The organism is Limnohabitans sp. (assembly GCF_031539175.1).
Classification (GTDB): domain Bacteria; phylum Pseudomonadota; class Gammaproteobacteria; order Burkholderiales; family Burkholderiaceae_C; genus Limnohabitans.
On record NZ_JAVKLQ010000068.1, the window covers coordinates 75,189 to 93,551 of the forward strand.

Genomic DNA, 18,363 nt, shown 5'->3' on the forward strand with positions numbered 1-18,363 from the left:
CTTTGACGGCTGTCAGGGCTTGGGCTTTGGCAGTTTTCACGGGCTTGGCTGCGCCGTTGAGGGTGAGTTCAGAAGTCACGTTGAGGTCCAGAGGTCTTCATCACGCTGAGGGCTTAGCCAAAGCGTTTTTCAATGTAGGTTTCGACAATTTGGTGGAACTCTTGGGCGATGTTGTCACCGCGCAAGGTCATGGTTTTTTCGCCATCGATGAACACGGGCGCCGCAGGCGCTTCGCCACTGCCAGGCAAGCTGATGCCAATGTCGGCATGCTTGCTCTCACCCGGCCCGTTGACGATGCAGCCCATCACCGCCACCTTGAGGTTTTCAACCCCTGGGTACTGGGTGCGCCACACGGGCATTTGGGCGCGCAAGAAGTCGTCAATCGACTTGGCCATTTCTTGGAAAGTGGTGCTGGTGGTGCGACCGCAGCCGGGGCACGCGGTCACGCTGGGCACAAAGGTGCGCAGGCCCAAGGCTTGCAAAATTTCAGAGGCAATCACCACCTCTTGCGTGCGGGCTTCGCCGGGCTGAGGCGTGAGCGAGACACGGATGGTGTCGCCAATGCCCTCTTGCAGCAAGATGGACAAGGCCGTGGCGGAAGCCACCGTGCCCTTCGTCCCCATGCCTGCTTCGGTGAGCCCTAAGTGCAGCGGATAGTTGCAGCGCTGCGCCAACTCGCGATACACCGCAATCAGGTCTTGCACGCCACTGACTTTGCAGCTGAGCAAAATTTGGTTCGCCGACATGCCCATGCTCTGCGCCAATTTGGCCGAGTCAATGGCCGAGGTGATCAGCGCTTCGTACATCACTTGCTTGGCTTCGAAGGGCTTGGCACGCAATGCGTTTTCGTCCATCAACTTGGCGAGCAACTCTTGGTCCAAACTGCCCCAATTCACGCCAATGCGCACGGCTTTGTTGTAGCGCATCGCCGCTTCAATCATTTGGCCGAATTGCTTGTCGTGTTTGTCGCCTTTGCCCACATTGCCGGGGTTGATGCGGTACTTCGACAACGCTTGCGCACAGTCAGGAAACTCAGTCAACAAACGGTGGCCGTTGTAATGGAAGTCGCCAATCAACGGCACGTTGATGCCCATGCGATCGAGTTGCTCACGCACATGTGGCACAGCTGCGGCAGCCTCAGGCGTATTGACCGTGATGCGCACCAGCTCTGAACCGGCCAAAGCCAATTCTTTGATTTGAATGGCTGTGCCAATCGCGTCGACCGTGTCGGTGTTGGTCATGGACTGCACGCGCACAGGCGCATCACCGCCCACCGTGACCACATGGTCACCCCACGCCACGCGGGCTTGCAGACTGTGTCGCGCCTTGGGCTGCGACATGGCAATACCGCAGGGTGCTGCTGATTCAGCGGCCATTCACGCCTCCTGTTGCGCTGGCGGGAACTTGTGCTGCGGCAGGTGTCACGGCAGAAACTGGCGCCACCATCGATTGAACGGAAGTGACCACCACATGCGCAGGCGTGACATCCGTTGTCACAGCAGACGCGGCAGGAACGGCCGGCACCACAGGCTGCACAGACTCCGTCACAGGGGCGACCACCGCCTCCGCAGGCGTTGCGTCGTTGCGGCCAAACAACGCTTGAACATCTGGCCAAAATGCCAGCACCAAGGCCACCAACAGCGCCAAAACGGCGCCGCCACGCATGGGCGTGAACAAACCCGCCGTCGTCAACAACTTCGATTGCGGCAAAAACGAGGGACGCTGCAATGGAAAATCAATCCCACGCTCGTCTTTAGGCGCCAAGCGCGAGACGTCTTGTCCTGGCAGCAAGGCCAACACAGGCGCAGCGTCCACCTTGAGAATGCGACACACCGCCAACGCCAACGCACGCGCAAACATCGCGTCGGGCAACTCATCCAAACGGTCATTTTCAAGCGACTCCAGCTTGCTGACAGGCACCTTCAACGAACTGGCCAAGATGTCAATTTGCACATCTTGCGTTTCGCGGTAATGGCGCAGCAACGCACCGGCGGTTTGTATCGCCACGGCATGTGAATCCACCTGAACATCAGATGTTTGAGATTCAGAAGAGGTCGAAATATCTTGGGTCATTGGTCTTGAAATTTACCCTGAGCCAGCGCAAGCGCTTGGGTCGAGTTGGGAAAGGACTGGTTCAATTGTTGTGTAAGGCGGCGCTGCTCTTGGGGCTGCGCCAAGGCGCGAGCCAACTGAATGCCCAGCCAAAGGCTTTCAGCGCTGGCTTGCGTCGAACTGTTGAGGGCACCCAGCATGGCTTGAGCGCGTGACGCATCGTTATTTTGCCAATCCAACACGGCCAATTGATAACGAACCACGGGATTGGTGGGTTCAAGAGCCAGCGCAGCCTCAAAACTGCCTCGCGCCTGCATTTTTTGGCCCGCACGAAGCTGGCATACGCCCAGCGCCATCCAGCTTTTGCCAGCTTGGCGGTAGTTGGGTTGCGCGATAGCTTGCATCAGCTGCGTTTGCGCCATGTCGAAACGGTCTTGCTGGCACAAAAACCAACCGTAGTTGTGCTGTACATCGGCCAAATCAGCGGACGTTGAGGGCGGTTGAGACGCCAGTTGCAAGGCGTGCTCAAAACTTTGTTGCGCCAACACCGAGGCATTCGCCCGCTGATGAATGAGGCCAATCAAGCTGAACGCCTGCGGGTAGGTCGGGTCAATCTGCAAGGCAGCTCGCGCTTCTTGCATCGCCGCATCCGATTGGTTTTGTTCAAAGTAAGCCGAGGCCAAGGCCAAGCGACGCATGGCGCGTTGGCGTAGCGCATCGGGCTCGGGCGTGGTCAGGGCATCCAAACGCGCTTGGGCGTCTTGCCTAGGTGAGTGACACGCTTGTAGACCCAACAGACACCCAACCAAGGCCAAAAGCCCCCCCGTTTTGATGAGCTGCAGCGCGCCCAAGCGCCCGTTCATGAGGGCACCTGTTTGAGCGCAATCACACGCTGCTTGGCCATGCGCGAAGCCGCATCGGTGCGGTCTTTGACGTCACCTGCCAGCTGACCACAAGCGGCATCGATGTCGTCACCACGGGTTTTACGCACCGTGGTGATGATGCCAGCCGCACTGAGTTGTTCGGCAAAGGCTTTGACGGTCGCGGCGCTGGAGCGCGTGAGCCCAGAGGCTGGAAATGGGTTGAACGGAATCAAGTTGAACTTGCACGACACGCCTTGCGCCAACCCACGCTGGGGACGGACCAAATCAATCAAGGCTTGTGCATGTTCGGGCTGGTCATTCACGCCATCCAGCATGCAGTATTCAAAGGTGATGAAGTCGCGTGGCGCATGTGCCAAGTAGCGACGGCATGCGTCCATCAACTCGTGCAAAGGGTATTTGCGGTTGAGTGGTACCAAGTTGTCGCGCAAGCCGTCGGTGGGCGCATGCAGTGACACGGCCAAGGCGACGGGGCAATCTTCGCCCAAGCGGTCCATCATGGGCACCACGCCCGAGGTGGACACCGTCACACGACGGCGCGACAGGCCGTAACCATGGTCGTCCAACATGGCGCGCAAGGCAGGCACCAAGGCGCTGTAGTTTTGCAGCGGTTCACCCATGCCCATCATCACCACATTGGAGATGACGCGGTCGGTGGTGTTGAACTGTTTGCGAAGCGTGTGCTCAGCAAACCACAGCTGCGACAAGATTTCGCCTGTGGTGAGATTGCGGCTGAAGCCTTGATGCCCTGTCGAGCAAAAGCGGCAACCCACGGCGCAACCCGCTTGCGACGAGATGCACAAGGTGCCTCGGTCGTCTTCAGGAATAAACACGGTTTCAACGGCGTTGCCGTCGCCCACGTCGAACAACCATTTGATAGTGCCATCGGCGGAATCGTGTCTGGAAATGGGGGTCAGGGGTAAAACCTGAGCACAGGTTTTGAGCTTTTCTCGCAGCGACTTGGCCAGATCACTCATCTGATCAAAATCTTGCGCGCCCTTTTGATGAATCCAGCGAAACAACTGTGTGGCGCGAAAGCGCTTTTCGCCCAGCTGTTCACAAAAAACGGCCAAACCGTCGAGATCAAAATCAAGCAGGTTGGCCGTCATTTTTTTTACGCTGCCGTCGTTGTTACCAACCACAGCAAACTTTCTTTACTTACCGTAAACGTTCATGCCAGCGAAGAAGAAGCCGATTTCAACAGCGGCAGTCTCAGCGGCGTCGGAACCGTGCACAGCGTTGGCATCGATGCTGTCAGCGAAGTCAGCGCGGATGGTGCCAGGTGCAGCGTCTTTAGGGTTGGTTGCGCCCATCAAGTCACGGTTTTTCAAGATTGCGCCTTCGCCTTGCAACACTTGGATCATGACAGGGCCAGAGACCATGAAGTCGACCAAGTCTTTGAAGAAAGGACGTGCAGCGTGCACAGCGTAAAACGCTTCAGCTTCGCCGCGTGACAGGTGAGCCATGCGAGCGGCGATGACCTTCAAGCCAGCAGCTTCGAAACGGGCGTAGATTTGACCGATGACGTTCTTAGCAACTGCGTCGGGCTTGATGATGGAGAGGGTACGTTCGATAGCCATGTTGGAATTTTCCTTGTTTGACGTTTTAAAAACTGAGTTCGACAAAAGCGAAGCCCATTATTTTAACCGCTCAAAGGGTTTCCCCCTGAGCATTTGTGATGCTTTTAGCCTGGATCAACGGCCGTTGCGGCCTCGGCCAAAACTGCCGCCGGGGATGCCGCCGCGTTTGGGAGGACCTGCAGGTGCGGAAGAAGGCTTGCGACCGCCCACCAAGCCCGCTTTGAAAGCCTTGTGGCCGTCTTTTTTACGTTGACGCTCCATCGCGTAGCTGTCGGCACCGATGTAGCCCACCGAGGTTTGCATTGGATCGGGCTGCTGCACGGCCACGGGCTCAGGTTTGCCTCGGCCACCGCGTTTGCGATCGCTCATCACCAAACGCTCAGGACCGCGCGGACGCTCATCCGGTGCGCGTGGCATCGAGGGGCGTGGGCCCACGCTGTTGCCACGGCGGCGGCTGTTCGCGCGCTCGGTGCGGTTGTTTTGTGAGGGACCGCTGGCCATTGGCGCTTCTGCGCCTGCCGCTTCCATCAAAGCGCGGATGTCACGCTCGCCCAGCTCCACAAAGGCGCCGCGCTTCAAACCGCGTGGCAACACCATGGCGCCGTAGCGGATACGAATCAAACGGCTCACAGCGTGACCCACAGCTTCGAACATGCGACGCACTTCGCGGTTGCGGCCTTCAGAAATGGTGACGCGGTACCAGCAGTTAGACCCTTCACCACCGCCCTCTTCGATCGAGCCGAATTGCGCCGGGCCGTCGTCCAGCTGAATGCCGGTGACGAGTTGTTCTTTTTGATCTTTGCTGAGCTTGCCCAACGAACGCACGGCGTATTCGCGCTGCAAGCCAAAGCGGGGGTGCATCAACTGGTTGGCCAATTCGCCCGAGCTGGTGAACAGCAACAAACCTTCGGTGTTCAAGTCCAAACGACCGACCGACTGCCACTTGCCTTGGTACAGGCGAGGCAGACGGCGAAACACCGTGGGGCGGTTTTGAGGATCGTCCATGGTCACCACTTCGCCGGCAGGCTTGTGGTACGCGATCACACGGGGCGGCGGCGGCGCAATGCGCACTTTGAGCTGACGCCCGTTGACCTTGATTTGGTCACCAAACTGCACGCGTTGACCCGTGTGAGCCACCTCGTTGTTCACGGCCACATGGCCGTCGGCGATCAAACGCTCCATCTCAATGCGCGAGCCCAAGCCCGATTGGGCTAAGACTTTGTGCAGCTTGGGCGATTCGGGCTGGGGCAAGAGCACGCGCTTTTCAGGTGCGGCATCGGCACGGATCAGCTCGGCGTCAAATTCGCCGGAGACCACGTCGTCAAAGTCGAACGCGGCGTCATCGGCGTCAAAAGCGGCAGCGTGTTCTGGCGTGCCCCCGTGGTTGTGGTTTTCAGTGTTCATGGGGTTCATCGCCAGGTGTGGCGGGTTCGCTAGGGAAAGAAAGGTGAAAGACTTCGGGCTCGCCCAAGTCGGCAGCCAACAAGCCACCCGCTTCGGGTTCGGCACTGGGAGGCGCGGTGTCAACAGGCGCATCCAGCACCATGTTCATTTGCAGGCTGGGATCGTCCTCGCCCAAACGGGCAAAGGCGTTGGCTTGGGCTTGGGCGGAGTCGTAAATGGGCAGTTGGTCCAAGGAGGCCAAGCCCAAATCGTCCAAAAACTGGCGGGTGGTGGCGAACAAGGCAGGACGCCCCACCGTTTCGCGGTGCCCAATGACTTCGACCCAGCCGCGATCTTCCAACTGCTTGATCACCAAAGAGTTGATGGTCACGCCGCGCACATCTTCCATATCGGCGCGGGTCACGGGCTGACGGTAGGCAATGATGGCCAAGGTTTCCAAGGCAGCACGGCTGTATTTAGGCGGCTTTTCGGGATTCAAACGGTCCAAATACTGTCGCATTTGAGGGCGACTTTGAAAACGCCAGCCCGAAGCGACCTGCACCAACTCGACGCCACGTTGCGCCCAGTCGAGTTGCAGCTCTTCCAGCAGCATTTTGATCGTGTCAGTGCCCAAATCGTCTGCGAACAGCACGCGCAAATCGCGCACTTGAATCGGCTGATGCGAGCAAATCAAAGCGGTCTCAAGGACACGCTTGGCATCCACGGTGTTCATCGTGAGAGTTCCCGAGGTCAGGGGGTCGAGGAAAGTGCCCCGAAACATGTCTCGGGGCCAGTAAGGCAAAGCTCAAGTGGACAGGGCCAATTGTTGTTGTAGCGTTCGCGAAGTCAGAGCCAAGGGGCTCACCGCTTTCACAAGCGGGTGCTGAATTGTAACGGCAAGTGGCCTGAGCACCTGTTCAAGACGCCAAGGCCCACGATTTCAAGGCTTTTTGAGTGCCAGTGCATCCAACAAGGCCACCATATCTGCAGGCAATGGCGCCTCAAATGAAAGTGCCTTGCCGGTGATGGGATGCTCGAAGCTCAATCGAAACGCATGCAACGCTTGACGATCAATGCCCAAGGTCATGGGACCGGCATACAAAGAGTCGCCCACCAACGGATGACCAATGTGGGCCATGTGCACACGAATTTGATGCGTGCGACCGGTGTGCAAGGTGCATTGCACCAAACACGCCTCTTCTTGGCTGGCCAAACAATCAAAAGTGGTGTGGGCTTCTTTGCCGGGCAGACGCTCCAAATCAACCACGGCCATGCGCAGGCGGTTGCGGTAGTCGCGGCCAATGCCCGCCACCACATCGCGGTTGGGGTTGCCATTCCACTTGCGGTAGGCCACGGCCAAGTACTCGCGGTGCACGTCACGGGCTGCAATTTGCTCGACCAAAGCGTCCATGCAGCGACGGGTGCGCGCCACCACCATCAAACCGCTGGTGTCCTTGTCCAAACGGTGCACGATGCCGGCACGCGGCAACATCACCGCCTGTGGATCCAAGGCCAACAAGCCGTTGAGCAAGGTGCCACTCCAGTTGCCAGGTGCGGGATGCACCACCAAACCCGCAGGCTTGTTCAAGATGCGCAAATCGTCGTCTTCGTACACCACGTCCAAAGCAATATCTTCGGGTTTGAAGGCCTGACTTTGAGGCGTGGGACGCAAGGCGACGTGGTAGCGCTCGCCCATGCGCACTTTGCTGGAAGCTTTGGTCACCTCACGTGGCGTCGGCATCACGCAGGTCACACAACCTTCGGCCAACAACTGCTGCGAATAGCTGCGCGAGAACTCGGGCAGCAACAAAGCCAAGGCACGGTCTAAACGCTCACCGTGCAGGGTGGTGGGAATGTCGAGCTCGCGCCACTCGATCTCGGGACCGTCCACCAGATCAACGTGTTCGTCTGGCAAAACATCCTCAAGGCTTGAGGGTGTGGCGGTCGGCTGTGCCGATAGAATGGTTTGTCTTTGCTTCAAGAAAGTGGCCTGTGGTGTTACGCCTTCAATTATCGGCTGTGTGGATGGCTCTCGGAATGTCTGCGGCCATTCTTTTATCGGGTTGTGCCCAAAACTACGACCAGACCTCCACGTGGAGCGTGGACAAGCTGTACCAAGAAGCCAAAGATGAGCTCGCTGCTGGCGGCTACGACAAGGCCATTGGTTATTACGAAAAGCTCGAAGGCCGTGCAGCGGGAACGCCTCTGGCCCAGCAAGCCCAACTCGACAAAGCATGGGCACAGTACAAAACCAACGAACCCATTCAGGCCGTGGCCACGCTGGATCGCTTCATCAAGTTACACCCCGCTAGCCCTGCGCTGGACTATGCGCTGTACCTCAAAGGCGTGGTGAACTTCAATGACAACTTAGGGTTGTTCTCCACCCTCGCCCAGCAAGACTTGGCGGAGCGTGACCCCAAGCAAGCCAAAGAATCGTTTGAAGCATTTCGTGAATTGACCACCCGATTCCCGCAATCGAAATATGCCGAAGACGCGCGCCTGCGCATGGCGTACATCAAAAACTCGCTGGCTCGCTCAGAGGTTTATGTGGCGCGCTATTACTTTCAACGCGGTGGCTACGTGGCAGCCATCAACCGTGCGCAAGCCGCTGTTCAAGAATTTCGCGATGTACCTGCGGTAGAAGAAGCGCTGTTCATCTTGTACCAGTCGTACGACAAGCTCGGTTTGGTTCAGCTGCGCGACGACACACGTCGCGTGCTCGAAGCCACGTATCCAGACAGTGTGTTTTTGTACCCCGAACGTGTGGCGGCTAAAAAGCCGTGGTGGAAACTCTGGTAACTCACACGGGCTTGAGCGCATCCAGCGCTTGAGCCAAGTCCGCGTCACTGCCGAGTTGACGCATGGGTGGCAAAGCGGCAATCAAGCGTCGACCGTAGCCGGTTGTCACCAACCGGTTGTCACACAACACCAGCACGCCTTGGTCGGTTTCGCGACGAATCAACCGACCTGCGCCCTGCTTCAAGGCCACCACAGCCTCGGGCACAAAATAATCATTGAACGGGCTGCGCCCCTGCGCCTCTAAGCGTTTGCCACGCGCCTCCACCAACGGGTCGTTGGGCGGTGGGAACGGCAACTTGTCGATGATGACGAGTTGCAAGGCATCCCCGGGCACATCAAAACCTTCCCAAAACGTGGCAGATGCCACCAACACGCAACCGCCCTCGCCCGCTTGGGCTCCGTCGCGGAATCGCTCCATCAAATGGCGCTTGGGCCATTCGCCTTGCACCAGCACCTCGATGCCTGAGCCGTCGAGTTGCTGCTTCATCACATCGCCAATGGCGCGCAAGGCACGCAGCGTGGTGGTGAGCACCAAGGTACGGCCCCCCAAACGACGTGCCGCATCGCTGGCCAGCTGAGCCACTTGCGCACTGTGCGCCGGATCGTTGGGCTTGACCAACTGACGCGGCACATACAACGCGGCCTGCGCGGGGTAATCAAACGGGCTACTCACGCGCAACACCTGCGCCGACTCTAGGCCGCAAGGCTCGGTGAACCAGCGCAAACGCGGGTCATCGCCCAAGGTGGCAGACGTGAAAATCCAGCTGCGGGGTCGCGTGTCTTCGGCTGGGCGTTGGCGAACGGGATAAGCGTCTGCATCGTCATCGCGAGCCCCGTCATGTTCGGCAAAAAGCCTCTCAGGCTCTGCAAAAGCTTCAGGCTCGTCTTGCCAAGGTGCTTCATCCTCTTGGCCAATGTCTTTGACGCCAACGCCTTGCGTCAGCAGACGATCGCGCACCGTGGTCGCAATGTCGAGCGGTGCCTCCATGAGACGAATTTGCGATGCACTGACGTCCACCCAACGCACAGCGTCGTGCGCGCACGGTTCTAAAAATGCCTGCACACGTTTGGCAATTTCGGCCACACGCTCAAACAAGCGCATGAAGTCGGGTGCGATTTCGCTCACAGTTTCCAAGGCACGCAATGCTTGCAAACAAGCCGCGCCCACGTCGTGCAAGGACTGTTGCCAAGCGCCGGGGTGAATGTCTTCGGGCGACTCGCCCACCCAACGTAACTTGGATGCCCCCTGGCGCTTGCCGACCACCAAACGCAATTCACGCGCTGATCGCTCCAGCGCCGATGCCGTGCCCTGCCAGTCGGCCAAGCCGCGTGCCAACTGCAAACCTGTCGCCAACACATCGCGCGTGATGTCCAACAATTGGGCTGTGCCAATTTGGTTGCCTAAGAAGTTAACGCCGGTTTCGTTGAGCTGATGGGCTTCATCAAAAATCACCACGCGCACGCTGGGCAACAACTCGGCCATGCCCGACTCACGGACCGCCATATCGGCAAAGAACAGGTGGTGGTTGATGACCACCACGTCAGCCCCCAACGCCTCGCGACGTGCGGCATTGACGAAACAGGTCTTGAACTTCGGGCACTGCGAGCCCAAACAGTTTTCACGGTTGGAGGTGATGAGTGGAATCAGTGGCGAGCGTTCATCCAAACCGGGCAACTCGGCCAAATCACCACTGCGGGTCGCCATCGACCACGTTTCGACGCGCGACAGCAAATGCGCCGTGTGACGGTCGGTGGCGCTGTGGTCTTCGCGCGCGAGCGCCATGCGGTGGGTGCATAAATAACTGGAGCGACCTTTGAGCAACGCCAAACGCACGGGCAAGTTCAAGGCTTTGACCAAGCGTGGCAAGTCACGGGCGTACAACTGGTCTTGCAGCGCTTTGGTCGCGGTGGACAGCAACACACGTTCACCACTCAGCAAAGCTGGCACCAAGTACGCGAAAGTCTTGCCCACACCCGTGCCCGCTTCGACCACCAAACTGCCCCCCAAGGCCACCACATCGGCCACGGCCAAAGCCATGTCTGTTTGACCTTGACGAGGCTGAAAATGGTCGGTGCTGCGCGCCAACACGCCCAACGGCGCAAAGGCTTCTTGCACCATGTCGCGCAAGGGATGGCTCATTGGCTGGCTCCGCGCGCAGGCAAGGAAGCAGCAGGCGGTTTGTCGCGCTGACGCAGTTTTCTCTCTTGATCAGCACGGCGCTGTGCAGCCTCGCGCTGCTTTTGTTCGTAGGCTTCGCGCTGCTGACCTCGCTCGGCGTGGTCCGCCTGCTTTTGCGCGGCACGATCCGCCAACGCTTTGGCGTTTTGGGCGGCATCCGAGGGCCGTGTTTGGGCCCTCTCGAGGGCCAACGCGCTGTTCTCTGCGGCGCGACGCTCCGCCTCCTCAGCTTTGAGGCGTCGCTCTAGGGCATTGAACGCGATCTCGTCTTTTCGCAACAACGCATGCGCTTGCAAGCGCCGTTCACGGGCTTGCAAACGACAGCTGGTGACATCAAATTTCTGATAACAAACCGCCATCTCTTGGTTGTAGGCGGCCTCCAACTGCTGACGACGTGCGATCAACTGTTGACTCTGCGCTGCGCGTTCGGCCACCGAAGCCACCGAGGCACTGGCTGGGTCTGCCGCCGCTTGCAAGGCTTCTTGAGCGCCTGCACTGACCATGCAGCCCAACACCAGCACCCATGACGTGAGAACCCATCGTTTCATGTGAGCGAGGTGTCCACCATGCGTCGCTCCAAGGCCAAAAACTCGGCCGACTGCATCTCGTTCAAACGAGACACCGTGCGCGGAAATTCGTGCGCCATGGGGCCTTCGGTGTACAGCGCCTCAGGCGCGACAGCCGCCGACATCATCAGCTTCACGCGACGGTCGTACAGCACGTCAATCAACCAGGTGAAGCGGCGCGCTTCTGCGGCCTTGTTCACCGGCATGTGCGGTACGTCGCTGAGCAACACGGTGTGAAATTGGCTGGCGATCTCCAAGTAATCGTTTTGCGAGCGAGGGCCACCACACAACTCTTTGAAATCGAACCACACCAAGCCGCCTGCACGACGGCGTGCTTTGATTTCGCGGGCTTCGATGTGCAACACGGGGTCTTCGTCCGGACATTCGGCCAAGCGTTTGAACGCGTCAGTCATGGCCGCATCGGCCTTTTCGCCCAAAGGTCGCAGATACAACTCCACCTGTTCCAAGGTGCGACGGCGGTAATCGGTCCCGTTGTCCACGTTGATCACATCCAACGAACGGTTGAGCAACTCGATGGCCGGCATGATGCGGTCACGGTGCATACCGCCCGGGTACAAGTCATCAGGCTTGAAGTTAGAGGTCGTCACAAAGCCCACGCCGTTTTGAAACAAAGCGTCGAGCAAACGGTGCAAGATCATGGCGTCGGTGATGTCGGCCACATGAAACTCATCAAAGCAAATCAGCTTGTAGCGCTTGGACATGCGTTTGCCCAACACATCCAACGGGTTCACCGTGCCTTGCAACTCGCGCAACTCGCGGTGCACCTCGCGCATGAACTCATGAAAATGCAACCGCGTTTTGCGCTTGATTGGCACCGCGTCGTAAAAGCAATCCATCAAAAAGCTCTTGCCGCGCCCCACCCCACCAAACATGTACACGCCACGTGGAATGGGCGGACGGTTGACCAGTTTTTTCAACGGGCTTGAACGCTTCTCTTTGTACGCGGCCCACTCGTTGGCGCAGCGCTCTAGCGCATCAATGGCACGCAGCTGGGCGGGATCGCTTTGGAAGCCACGAATTTCGAGTTCTTTGAGGTAGTTTTGATGGACGGACATAGCGGGGTGTATTGTGCCTTGCTGACAAAAAAGCCCGCTGTCGCCAGCGGGCTTCTTCCACACGATAGAGGGTGAACTTGGTTTAGAAGTTCAACGTGCGCTTATCCACGGCCAAAGCCGCTTCTTTCGTCGCCTCGCTCAAGCTGGGGTGTGCGTGGCAGATACGTGCGATGTCTTCGGCCGAAGCCTTGAATTCCATCGCCACCACGGCTTCAGAGATCAACTCAGAAGCCATGGGGCCCACGATGTGCACGCCCAAGATTTCGTCGGTCGTGGCATCGGCCAAGAACGTCACCATGCCGGTGGTGTCACCCAAAGCGCGTGCACGGCCGTTCGCGAGGAACGGGAATGTGCCAGCTTTGTACGCCACGCCGTCGGCTTTGAGCTGCTGTTCCGTGCGGCCCACCCAAGCGATTTCGGGGCTGGTGTAGATGACCCAAGGAATGGTGTTGAAGTTCACATGACCGTGTTGACCCGCAATACGCTCGGCCACGGCAACGCCTTCTTCTTCGGCCTTGTGTGCGAGCATGGGGCCACGCACCACGTCACCCACCGCCCACACGCCAGGCACGTTGGTTTTGCAGTCACCGTCCACCACGATGGCACCGCGCTCGTCGAGCTGCAAGCCCACGGCTTCGGTGTTCAAGCCAATGGTGTTGGGCACGCGACCGATCGAGATGATCAGCTTGTCGGCGTCGAGCACCACAGCTTCGCCCTTGGCGTTGGTGTAGTTGACCGTCACGCCTTTTTTGCCATTGACGATCTCGCCGACTTTGACGCCGAGTTCGATCTTCAAACCTTGCTTGTCGAAAGCTTTCTTGGCTTCCTTGGCGATTTGCTCATCGACAGCGCCCAAGAATGTGGGCAGGCCTTCGAGGATGGTGACTTCAGAGCCCAGACGACGCCAGACCGACCCCATTTCCAAGCCAATCACGCCGGAACCAATCAAGGCAAGCTTCTTGGGCACGCCACCCAAACGCAGCGCGCCGTCGTTGGACAAGACGTTGACTTCGTCAAACGGCGTACCAGGCAACGCACGCGCGTTAGAACCGGTCGCAATGATGATGTTCTTGCCAGTGATGACTTCTTCCGCCTTGCCTGCCACGTTGATTTCGTGACCGGCTTCGGTGGTTTTAACGAACGAACCGCGGCCGTGGAAGAAAGTGACCTTGTTTTTCTTCAACAAGTACAAGATGCCATCGTTGTTTTGTTTCACAACGGTGTCCTTTCGGGCAATCATCTTGGCCACGTCCATCTTCACGCCTGTGGCGGTGATGCCGTGTTCAGCAAAGTGGTGGTTGGCATGGTCAAAGTGCTCGCTGGACTGCAGCAAAGCCTTAGACGGGATGCAACCCACATTGGTGCAAGTGCCGCCGGGCGCTGGGCCACCGGCTGCGTTTTTCCACTCGTCGATACAAGCGACTTGGAAACCGAGTTGTGCAGCACGAATGGCTGCGATGTAGCCACCGGGGCCACCGCCAATGACGACGACGTCGAATTGTTTAGACATGTGAATCCTTTAATTTATTTGGCAACCCGCGGAACTGGCTTTGCCAGGCCGCTGGGTTGGCCCCCTTGAGGGGGGATTCGGCGACACGCAGTGCGCCGTAAACGGGGGTGATCAGATATCAAACAGCAAGCGAGCTGGATCTTCCAGCGCTTCTTTCATCGCCACCAGACCCAAGACAGCTTCGCGGCCGTCAATGATGCGGTGGTCATACGACATCGCGAAGTAGTTCATCGGACGAACCACGACTTGACCGTTTTCCACCATGGCGCGGTCTTTGGTGGCGTGCACGCCAAGAATCGCAGACTGTGGTGGGTTGATGATCGGCGTCGACATCATGGAGCCGAAGGTGCCGCCGTTGGAGATCGAGAACGTACCGCCGGTCATCTCTTCGAGACCCAGCTTACCGTCACGGGCTTTCGCGCCGAATTCAGCAATTTTCTTCTCGATGTCGGCAAAGCTCATTTGGTCAGCGTTGCGCAAAATAGGCACCACCAAACCGCGTGGCGAACCCACCGCGATACCAATATCGAAGTAGCCGTGGTAGACGATGTCGTTGCCGTCGACCGATGCGTTCAAGACGGGGAATTTCTTCAAGGCGTGCACAGCGGCCTTGACGAAGAAGCTCATGAAGCCAAGCTTCACGCCGTGTTCCTTCTCGAAGCGCTCTTGCATGCGCTTGCGCATGTCCATGACGGGTGCCATGTTGATTTCGTTGAAGGTGGTCAGAATGGCGTTGGTCGATTGCGATTGCAACAAACGCTCAGCCACGCGAGCACGCAGACGTGTCATGGGCACGCGTTGCTCTGGACGCTCGCCCAAAGCCACCGCAGGTGCGGCCACTTGCGGCAAAGCCTTGGTCGGCACGCCTGTTGGAATGACAGCAGCCGTCGACTGCACGCCACCGGCCACCGCAGACAACACATCACCTTTGGTGATGCGACCGTCTTTGCCTGTGCCCGACACGGAGCCAGCGGCCAAGTTGTTGTCAGCCATCAGCTTGGCAGCAGCAGGCATAGCCACGCCAGCTTTGCTGTTCGACGCTGCGGCAGCAGCAGCCACGGGTGCAGCAGCGGGGGCGGCTGCAGGTGCGGCAGCGGCGGCTGGGGCAGCGGCGCCCACTTTGCCGTCGGTGTCGATGCGCGCGATGAGCTGTTCAGCAGCCACAGTGCCGCCGTCAGCGACAACGATTTCACACAACACGCCAGCAGCAGGTGCGGGCACTTCGAGCACGACTTTGTCGGTTTCGATGTCGATCAAGATTTCGTCAGCGGCGACGGACTCGCCCACTTTCTTTTTCCATTGCAGCATGGTGGCTTCGGCCACGGACTCAGACAGCTGAGGAACTTTGACTTCGATGATTGCCATATCTATTCTTTCTGTATTTCGGTATTCGATGTGAACGATTTATTTGGTGAGCACGAAGCCCTTGAGCTTGGCAAACGCACCTTCCACCAGCGCTTTTTGCTGCTCTTGGTGCAAGTGTGAGTAACCCACGGCAGGAGATGCCGAAGCTGCACGACCTGAGTAACCGAGCTTTTGACCCGACGACATGTTTTCGTGGATGTAGTGCTGCACGAAGAACCATGCGCCTTGGTTTTGTGGCTCGTCTTGCGTCCACACCAACTCGGTGGCGTTGGGGTACTTCTTGAGTTCAGCGGCAAACGCTTTGTGTGGGAAGGGATACAGCTGTTCGGCGCGCAAAATCGCCACGTCGTCCGCACCCAACTCTTCACGCTTCTTGACCAAGTCGTAATAGACCTTGCCCGAGCACACCAACACGCGTTTGACCTTGTCGGCCTTGAGCGCTTTGTTCTCAGGAATCACGGTTTGGAACGAACCTTTGGTGAACTCAGACACAGGCGATGTCGCGTCTTTGTTACGCAGCAACGACTTGGGTGTGAAGATGATCAAAGGCTTGCGCAAGTCGCGCACCATTTGGCGACGCAACACGTGGAAGATCTGGCTGGCCGTGGTGGGCTGCACGATCTGCATGTTGGTGTCCGCAGCCAATTGCATGAAGCGCTCGAGGCGTGCAGAGCTGTGCTCTGGGCCTTGGCCTTCGTAGCCGTGTGGCAGCATCAATGTCAAACCGTTCACACGGCCCCACTTCACTTCGCCAGAGGCGATGAACTGGTCAATCACCACCTGAGCGCCGTTGGCGAAGTCGCCGAACTGGGCTTCCCAAATGACCATCGTGTTGGGGTCGTTCGAGGCGTAGCCGTATTCGAAGCCCAACACCGCTTCTTCCGACAAGATCGAATCGATCACAACGAACGGAGCTTGGTTCTCGGTGACGTTTTGCAGGGCAACGTACGTGCCGGTGTCCCACTTTTCACGCTTTTGGTCGTGAATCACGGCGTGGCGGTGTGTGAACGTGCCACGGCCGCAATCTTCACCTGACAAACGCACGGGGTAGCCGCTGGCCACCAACGAGGCGAACGCCATGTGCTCGCCCATGCCCCAATCCACCGGCGTGTCGCCACGGCCCATCGCGGCACGGTCGTCGTACACCTTTTTCACCAACTGGTGAGGCGTGACGGATGCGGGGATGGTGGTGATCTTCTCAGCCAAGCGCTTCCACTCGGACATCGGGATGGCGGTGTCGCCAGCATCGGTCCACTTCTTGCCCATGAAAGGCGACCAGTCCACAGTGAACTTGGTCTTGAAGTTGGTCAACACAGGATCATCGGTGTGCTTGCCAGCGTCCAATGCGGCGCGGTAAGCCTTGACCATGTCGTCGCCCAATGTCTCGCCCAAGCCTTGTGTGGCCAACTTGTCGGCGAACAGCTTGCGGGTGCCAGGGTGAGCGGCGATTTTTTTGTACATCAGCGGCTGAGTCAGCGCTGGGGTGTCTTGCTCGTTGTGGCCAAGTTTGCGGAAACACACGATGTCGAGCACCACGTCTTTGCGGAAGGCCATGCGGTATTCGAGGGCCAACTGCGTTGCCAACACCACGGCTTCAGGATCGTCACCGTTGACGTGCAACACAGGGGCTTCGACCATCTTGACGATGTCGGTACAGAACACGCTAGAGCGCATGTCGCGTGGGTCAGACGTCGTGAAACCGATTTGGTTGTTCACGATGATGTGCACCGTGCCACCAGTGGTGTAACCACGGGTTTGGGCCAGCGCCAAAGTTTCTTGGTTCACGCCTTGACCGCCAAACGCGGAGTCACCGTGCACCAACACGGGCAACACTTGGCTGCCTGTGGGGTCAGCGCGGCGGTCCATACGGGCGCGCACAGAACCTTCCACCACAGGGTTGACGATTTCCAAATGCGAGGGGTTGAACGCCAACGACAAGTGGACAGGGCCGCCCACGGTTGACACGTCAGAGCTGAAACCTTGGTGGTACTTCACGTCACCCGCGGGCAACTCTTCGGGTGCGGTGTGGTCGAACTCAGCGAACAAGTCGGCGGGCAACTTGCGCATGGTGTTCACCAACACGTTCAGACGACCACGGTGAGCCATACCGATCACCACTTCTTGCACGCCTTTGAGGCCGGCTTGTTGGATCAGTTCGTCCATCGCAGCGATGAAGCTTTCGCCACCTTCGAGCGAGAAGCGCTTTTGGCCCACGTATTTGGTGTGGAGGTAACGCTCCAAGCCTTCTGCAGCGGTCAGACGCTCGAGAATGGCTTTCTTTTTGTCAGAGTTGAAGTTGGCTTTGCTGCGGATGCTTTCCAACTTCTCTTGCCACCAGCGCTTTTCGCCCATTTCGGACGTGTACATGAACTCGGCGCCCAAGGTGCCGCAGTAGGTTTCACGCAAAGCGTTGAGCAACTCGCGCAAGGACATATTGCTCTTGCCGAAAAAGGTGTTGCTGGTGTCGAACACGGTTTCTTGGTCGGCATCGGTGAAGCCGTAGAAAGCGGGGTCGAGGTCAGGAATGGCTGGGCGCTCAGTGCGCTTCAAGGGGTCCAAATCGGCCCAACGTTGACCGACGTTGCGGTAAGCCGCAATGAGCTGTTGCACCGCCGTGCGCTTGCGACCCATTTCGACGTTTTCGCTGGCCATGACGACTTTGGTGCCGCCAGCTTTGGCGCGCTCTGCAAAGGCGTTGATGACGGGCAAATGGGGCACGTCTTTGGCGTTAGAACCGTCGACGGCAGGCACGTGCTGCAGTGCGTCGAAATATTCACGCCAGGTGTCTGGGACGCTGCCGGGATTGGCGAGGTAGTTCTCATACATCTCTTCGACGTACGGAGCATTGCCACCGAACAGATAGGTATTGCCTGAATAGGCTTGGTAGACGTTTGTCTCACTCATTGCGCTTGACCTTCGCTCCCCTTGAGGGAACATTAGTTGGTTGAAAGAAACCTTCCGCGACACGGCTG

Annotated in this window: 15 protein-coding genes; 1 reads left to right on the forward strand and 14 read right to left on the reverse strand. The window is 58.3% G+C overall.

All coding sequences use genetic code 11. From position 1 onward, the window contains the following. Nucleotides 1-113: 113 nt before the first annotated feature. From ispG to RMS95_RS12695, 8 genes are all read right to left on the reverse strand, one after another. A complete protein-coding gene (gene ispG / locus RMS95_RS12660; RefSeq protein WP_310646561.1) occupies nt 114-1,376 on the reverse strand; it encodes a flavodoxin-dependent (E)-4-hydroxy-3-methylbut-2-enyl-diphosphate synthase in 1,263 nt (420 codons plus the stop codon). Then, nucleotides 1,366-2,007 carry a helix-turn-helix domain-containing protein gene (locus RMS95_RS12665; protein WP_310646562.1) on the reverse strand — a complete coding sequence of 214 codons (642 nt, stop codon included), beginning with the start codon at nt 2,005-2,007 and terminating at the stop codon, nt 1,366-1,368. Before RMS95_RS12665 ends, ispG begins: the two co-directional genes overlap by 11 nt. Nucleotides 2,008-2,069: 62 nt before the next feature. After that, a complete protein-coding gene (gene pilW / locus RMS95_RS12670; RefSeq protein ID WP_310646563.1) occupies nt 2,070-2,915 on the reverse strand; it encodes a type IV pilus biogenesis/stability protein PilW in 846 nt (281 codons plus the stop codon). Further along, on the reverse strand, nt 2,912-4,042 hold the full coding sequence (rlmN, locus tag RMS95_RS12675) for a 23S rRNA (adenine(2503)-C(2))-methyltransferase RlmN (RefSeq protein WP_310646564.1): 1,131 nt from the start codon (nt 4,040-4,042) through the stop codon (nt 2,912-2,914). Before rlmN ends, pilW begins: the two co-directional genes overlap by 4 nt. A gap of 45 nt (nt 4,043-4,087) precedes the next feature. Further along, complete coding sequence (gene ndk, locus RMS95_RS12680) at nt 4,088-4,513, reverse strand: nucleoside-diphosphate kinase (protein WP_310646565.1); 426 nt, start codon at nt 4,511-4,513, stop codon at nt 4,088-4,090. A gap of 114 nt (nt 4,514-4,627) precedes the next feature. After that, nucleotides 4,628-5,992 carry a pseudouridine synthase gene (locus tag RMS95_RS12685; protein WP_405023393.1) on the reverse strand — a complete coding sequence of 455 codons (1,365 nt, stop codon included), beginning with the start codon at nt 5,990-5,992 and terminating at the stop codon, nt 4,628-4,630. After that, nucleotides 5,907-6,629, reverse strand: a complete 723-nt coding sequence (gene scpB, locus RMS95_RS12690; protein WP_310646567.1) for an SMC-Scp complex subunit ScpB — start codon at nt 6,627-6,629, stop codon at nt 5,907-5,909. The genes RMS95_RS12685 and scpB overlap by 86 nt, the downstream gene beginning before the upstream one ends. Before the next feature lie 207 nt (nt 6,630-6,836). Further along, nucleotides 6,837-7,811, reverse strand: coding sequence for an RluA family pseudouridine synthase (locus RMS95_RS12695; protein ID WP_405023391.1), 975 nt, complete (start codon nt 7,809-7,811; stop codon nt 6,837-6,839). Nucleotides 7,812-7,921: 110 nt separating this feature from the next. Here RMS95_RS12695 and RMS95_RS12700 point away from each other — a divergent pair, with 110 nt between their 5' ends. Beyond that, nucleotides 7,922-8,695, forward strand: coding sequence for an outer membrane protein assembly factor BamD (locus RMS95_RS12700; RefSeq protein WP_310646568.1), 774 nt, complete (start codon nt 7,922-7,924; stop codon nt 8,693-8,695). Between the two features lies 1 nt (nt 8,696). Here the strand turns inward: RMS95_RS12700 and RMS95_RS12705 are convergent, their stop codons facing one another. The 6 genes from RMS95_RS12705 to RMS95_RS12730 all read right to left on the reverse strand — a co-directional run bounded on the left by RMS95_RS12705 (nt 8,697) and on the right by RMS95_RS12730 (nt 18,295). After that, entirely contained in the window at nt 8,697-10,835 is a 2,139-nt protein-coding gene (locus tag RMS95_RS12705) for an ATP-dependent DNA helicase (RefSeq protein ID WP_310646569.1), read from the reverse strand. Continuing rightward, nucleotides 10,832-11,422, reverse strand: coding sequence for a hypothetical protein (locus RMS95_RS12710; RefSeq protein ID WP_310646570.1), 591 nt, complete (start codon nt 11,420-11,422; stop codon nt 10,832-10,834). Before RMS95_RS12710 ends, RMS95_RS12705 begins: the two co-directional genes overlap by 4 nt. Beyond that, nucleotides 11,419-12,516, reverse strand: coding sequence for a cell division protein ZapE (zapE, locus tag RMS95_RS12715; RefSeq protein ID WP_310646571.1), 1,098 nt, complete (start codon nt 12,514-12,516; stop codon nt 11,419-11,421). The genes RMS95_RS12710 and zapE overlap by 4 nt, the downstream gene beginning before the upstream one ends. An 82-nt stretch (nt 12,517-12,598) precedes the next feature. Next, a complete protein-coding gene (gene lpdA / locus RMS95_RS12720; RefSeq protein ID WP_310646572.1) occupies nt 12,599-14,026 on the reverse strand; it encodes a dihydrolipoyl dehydrogenase in 1,428 nt (475 codons plus the stop codon). Between the two features lie 111 nt (nt 14,027-14,137). Beyond that, the gene (odhB, locus tag RMS95_RS12725; protein WP_310646573.1) at nt 14,138-15,391 is read right to left on the reverse strand and encodes a 2-oxoglutarate dehydrogenase complex dihydrolipoyllysine-residue succinyltransferase; all 1,254 of its coding nucleotides are present in this window, start codon (nt 15,389-15,391) and stop codon (nt 14,138-14,140) included. Nucleotides 15,392-15,430: 39 nt separating this feature from the next. Then, on the reverse strand, nt 15,431-18,295 hold the full coding sequence (locus tag RMS95_RS12730; protein WP_310646574.1) for a 2-oxoglutarate dehydrogenase E1 component: 2,865 nt from the start codon (nt 18,293-18,295) through the stop codon (nt 15,431-15,433). Between the last annotated feature and the right edge of the window lie 68 nt (nt 18,296-18,363).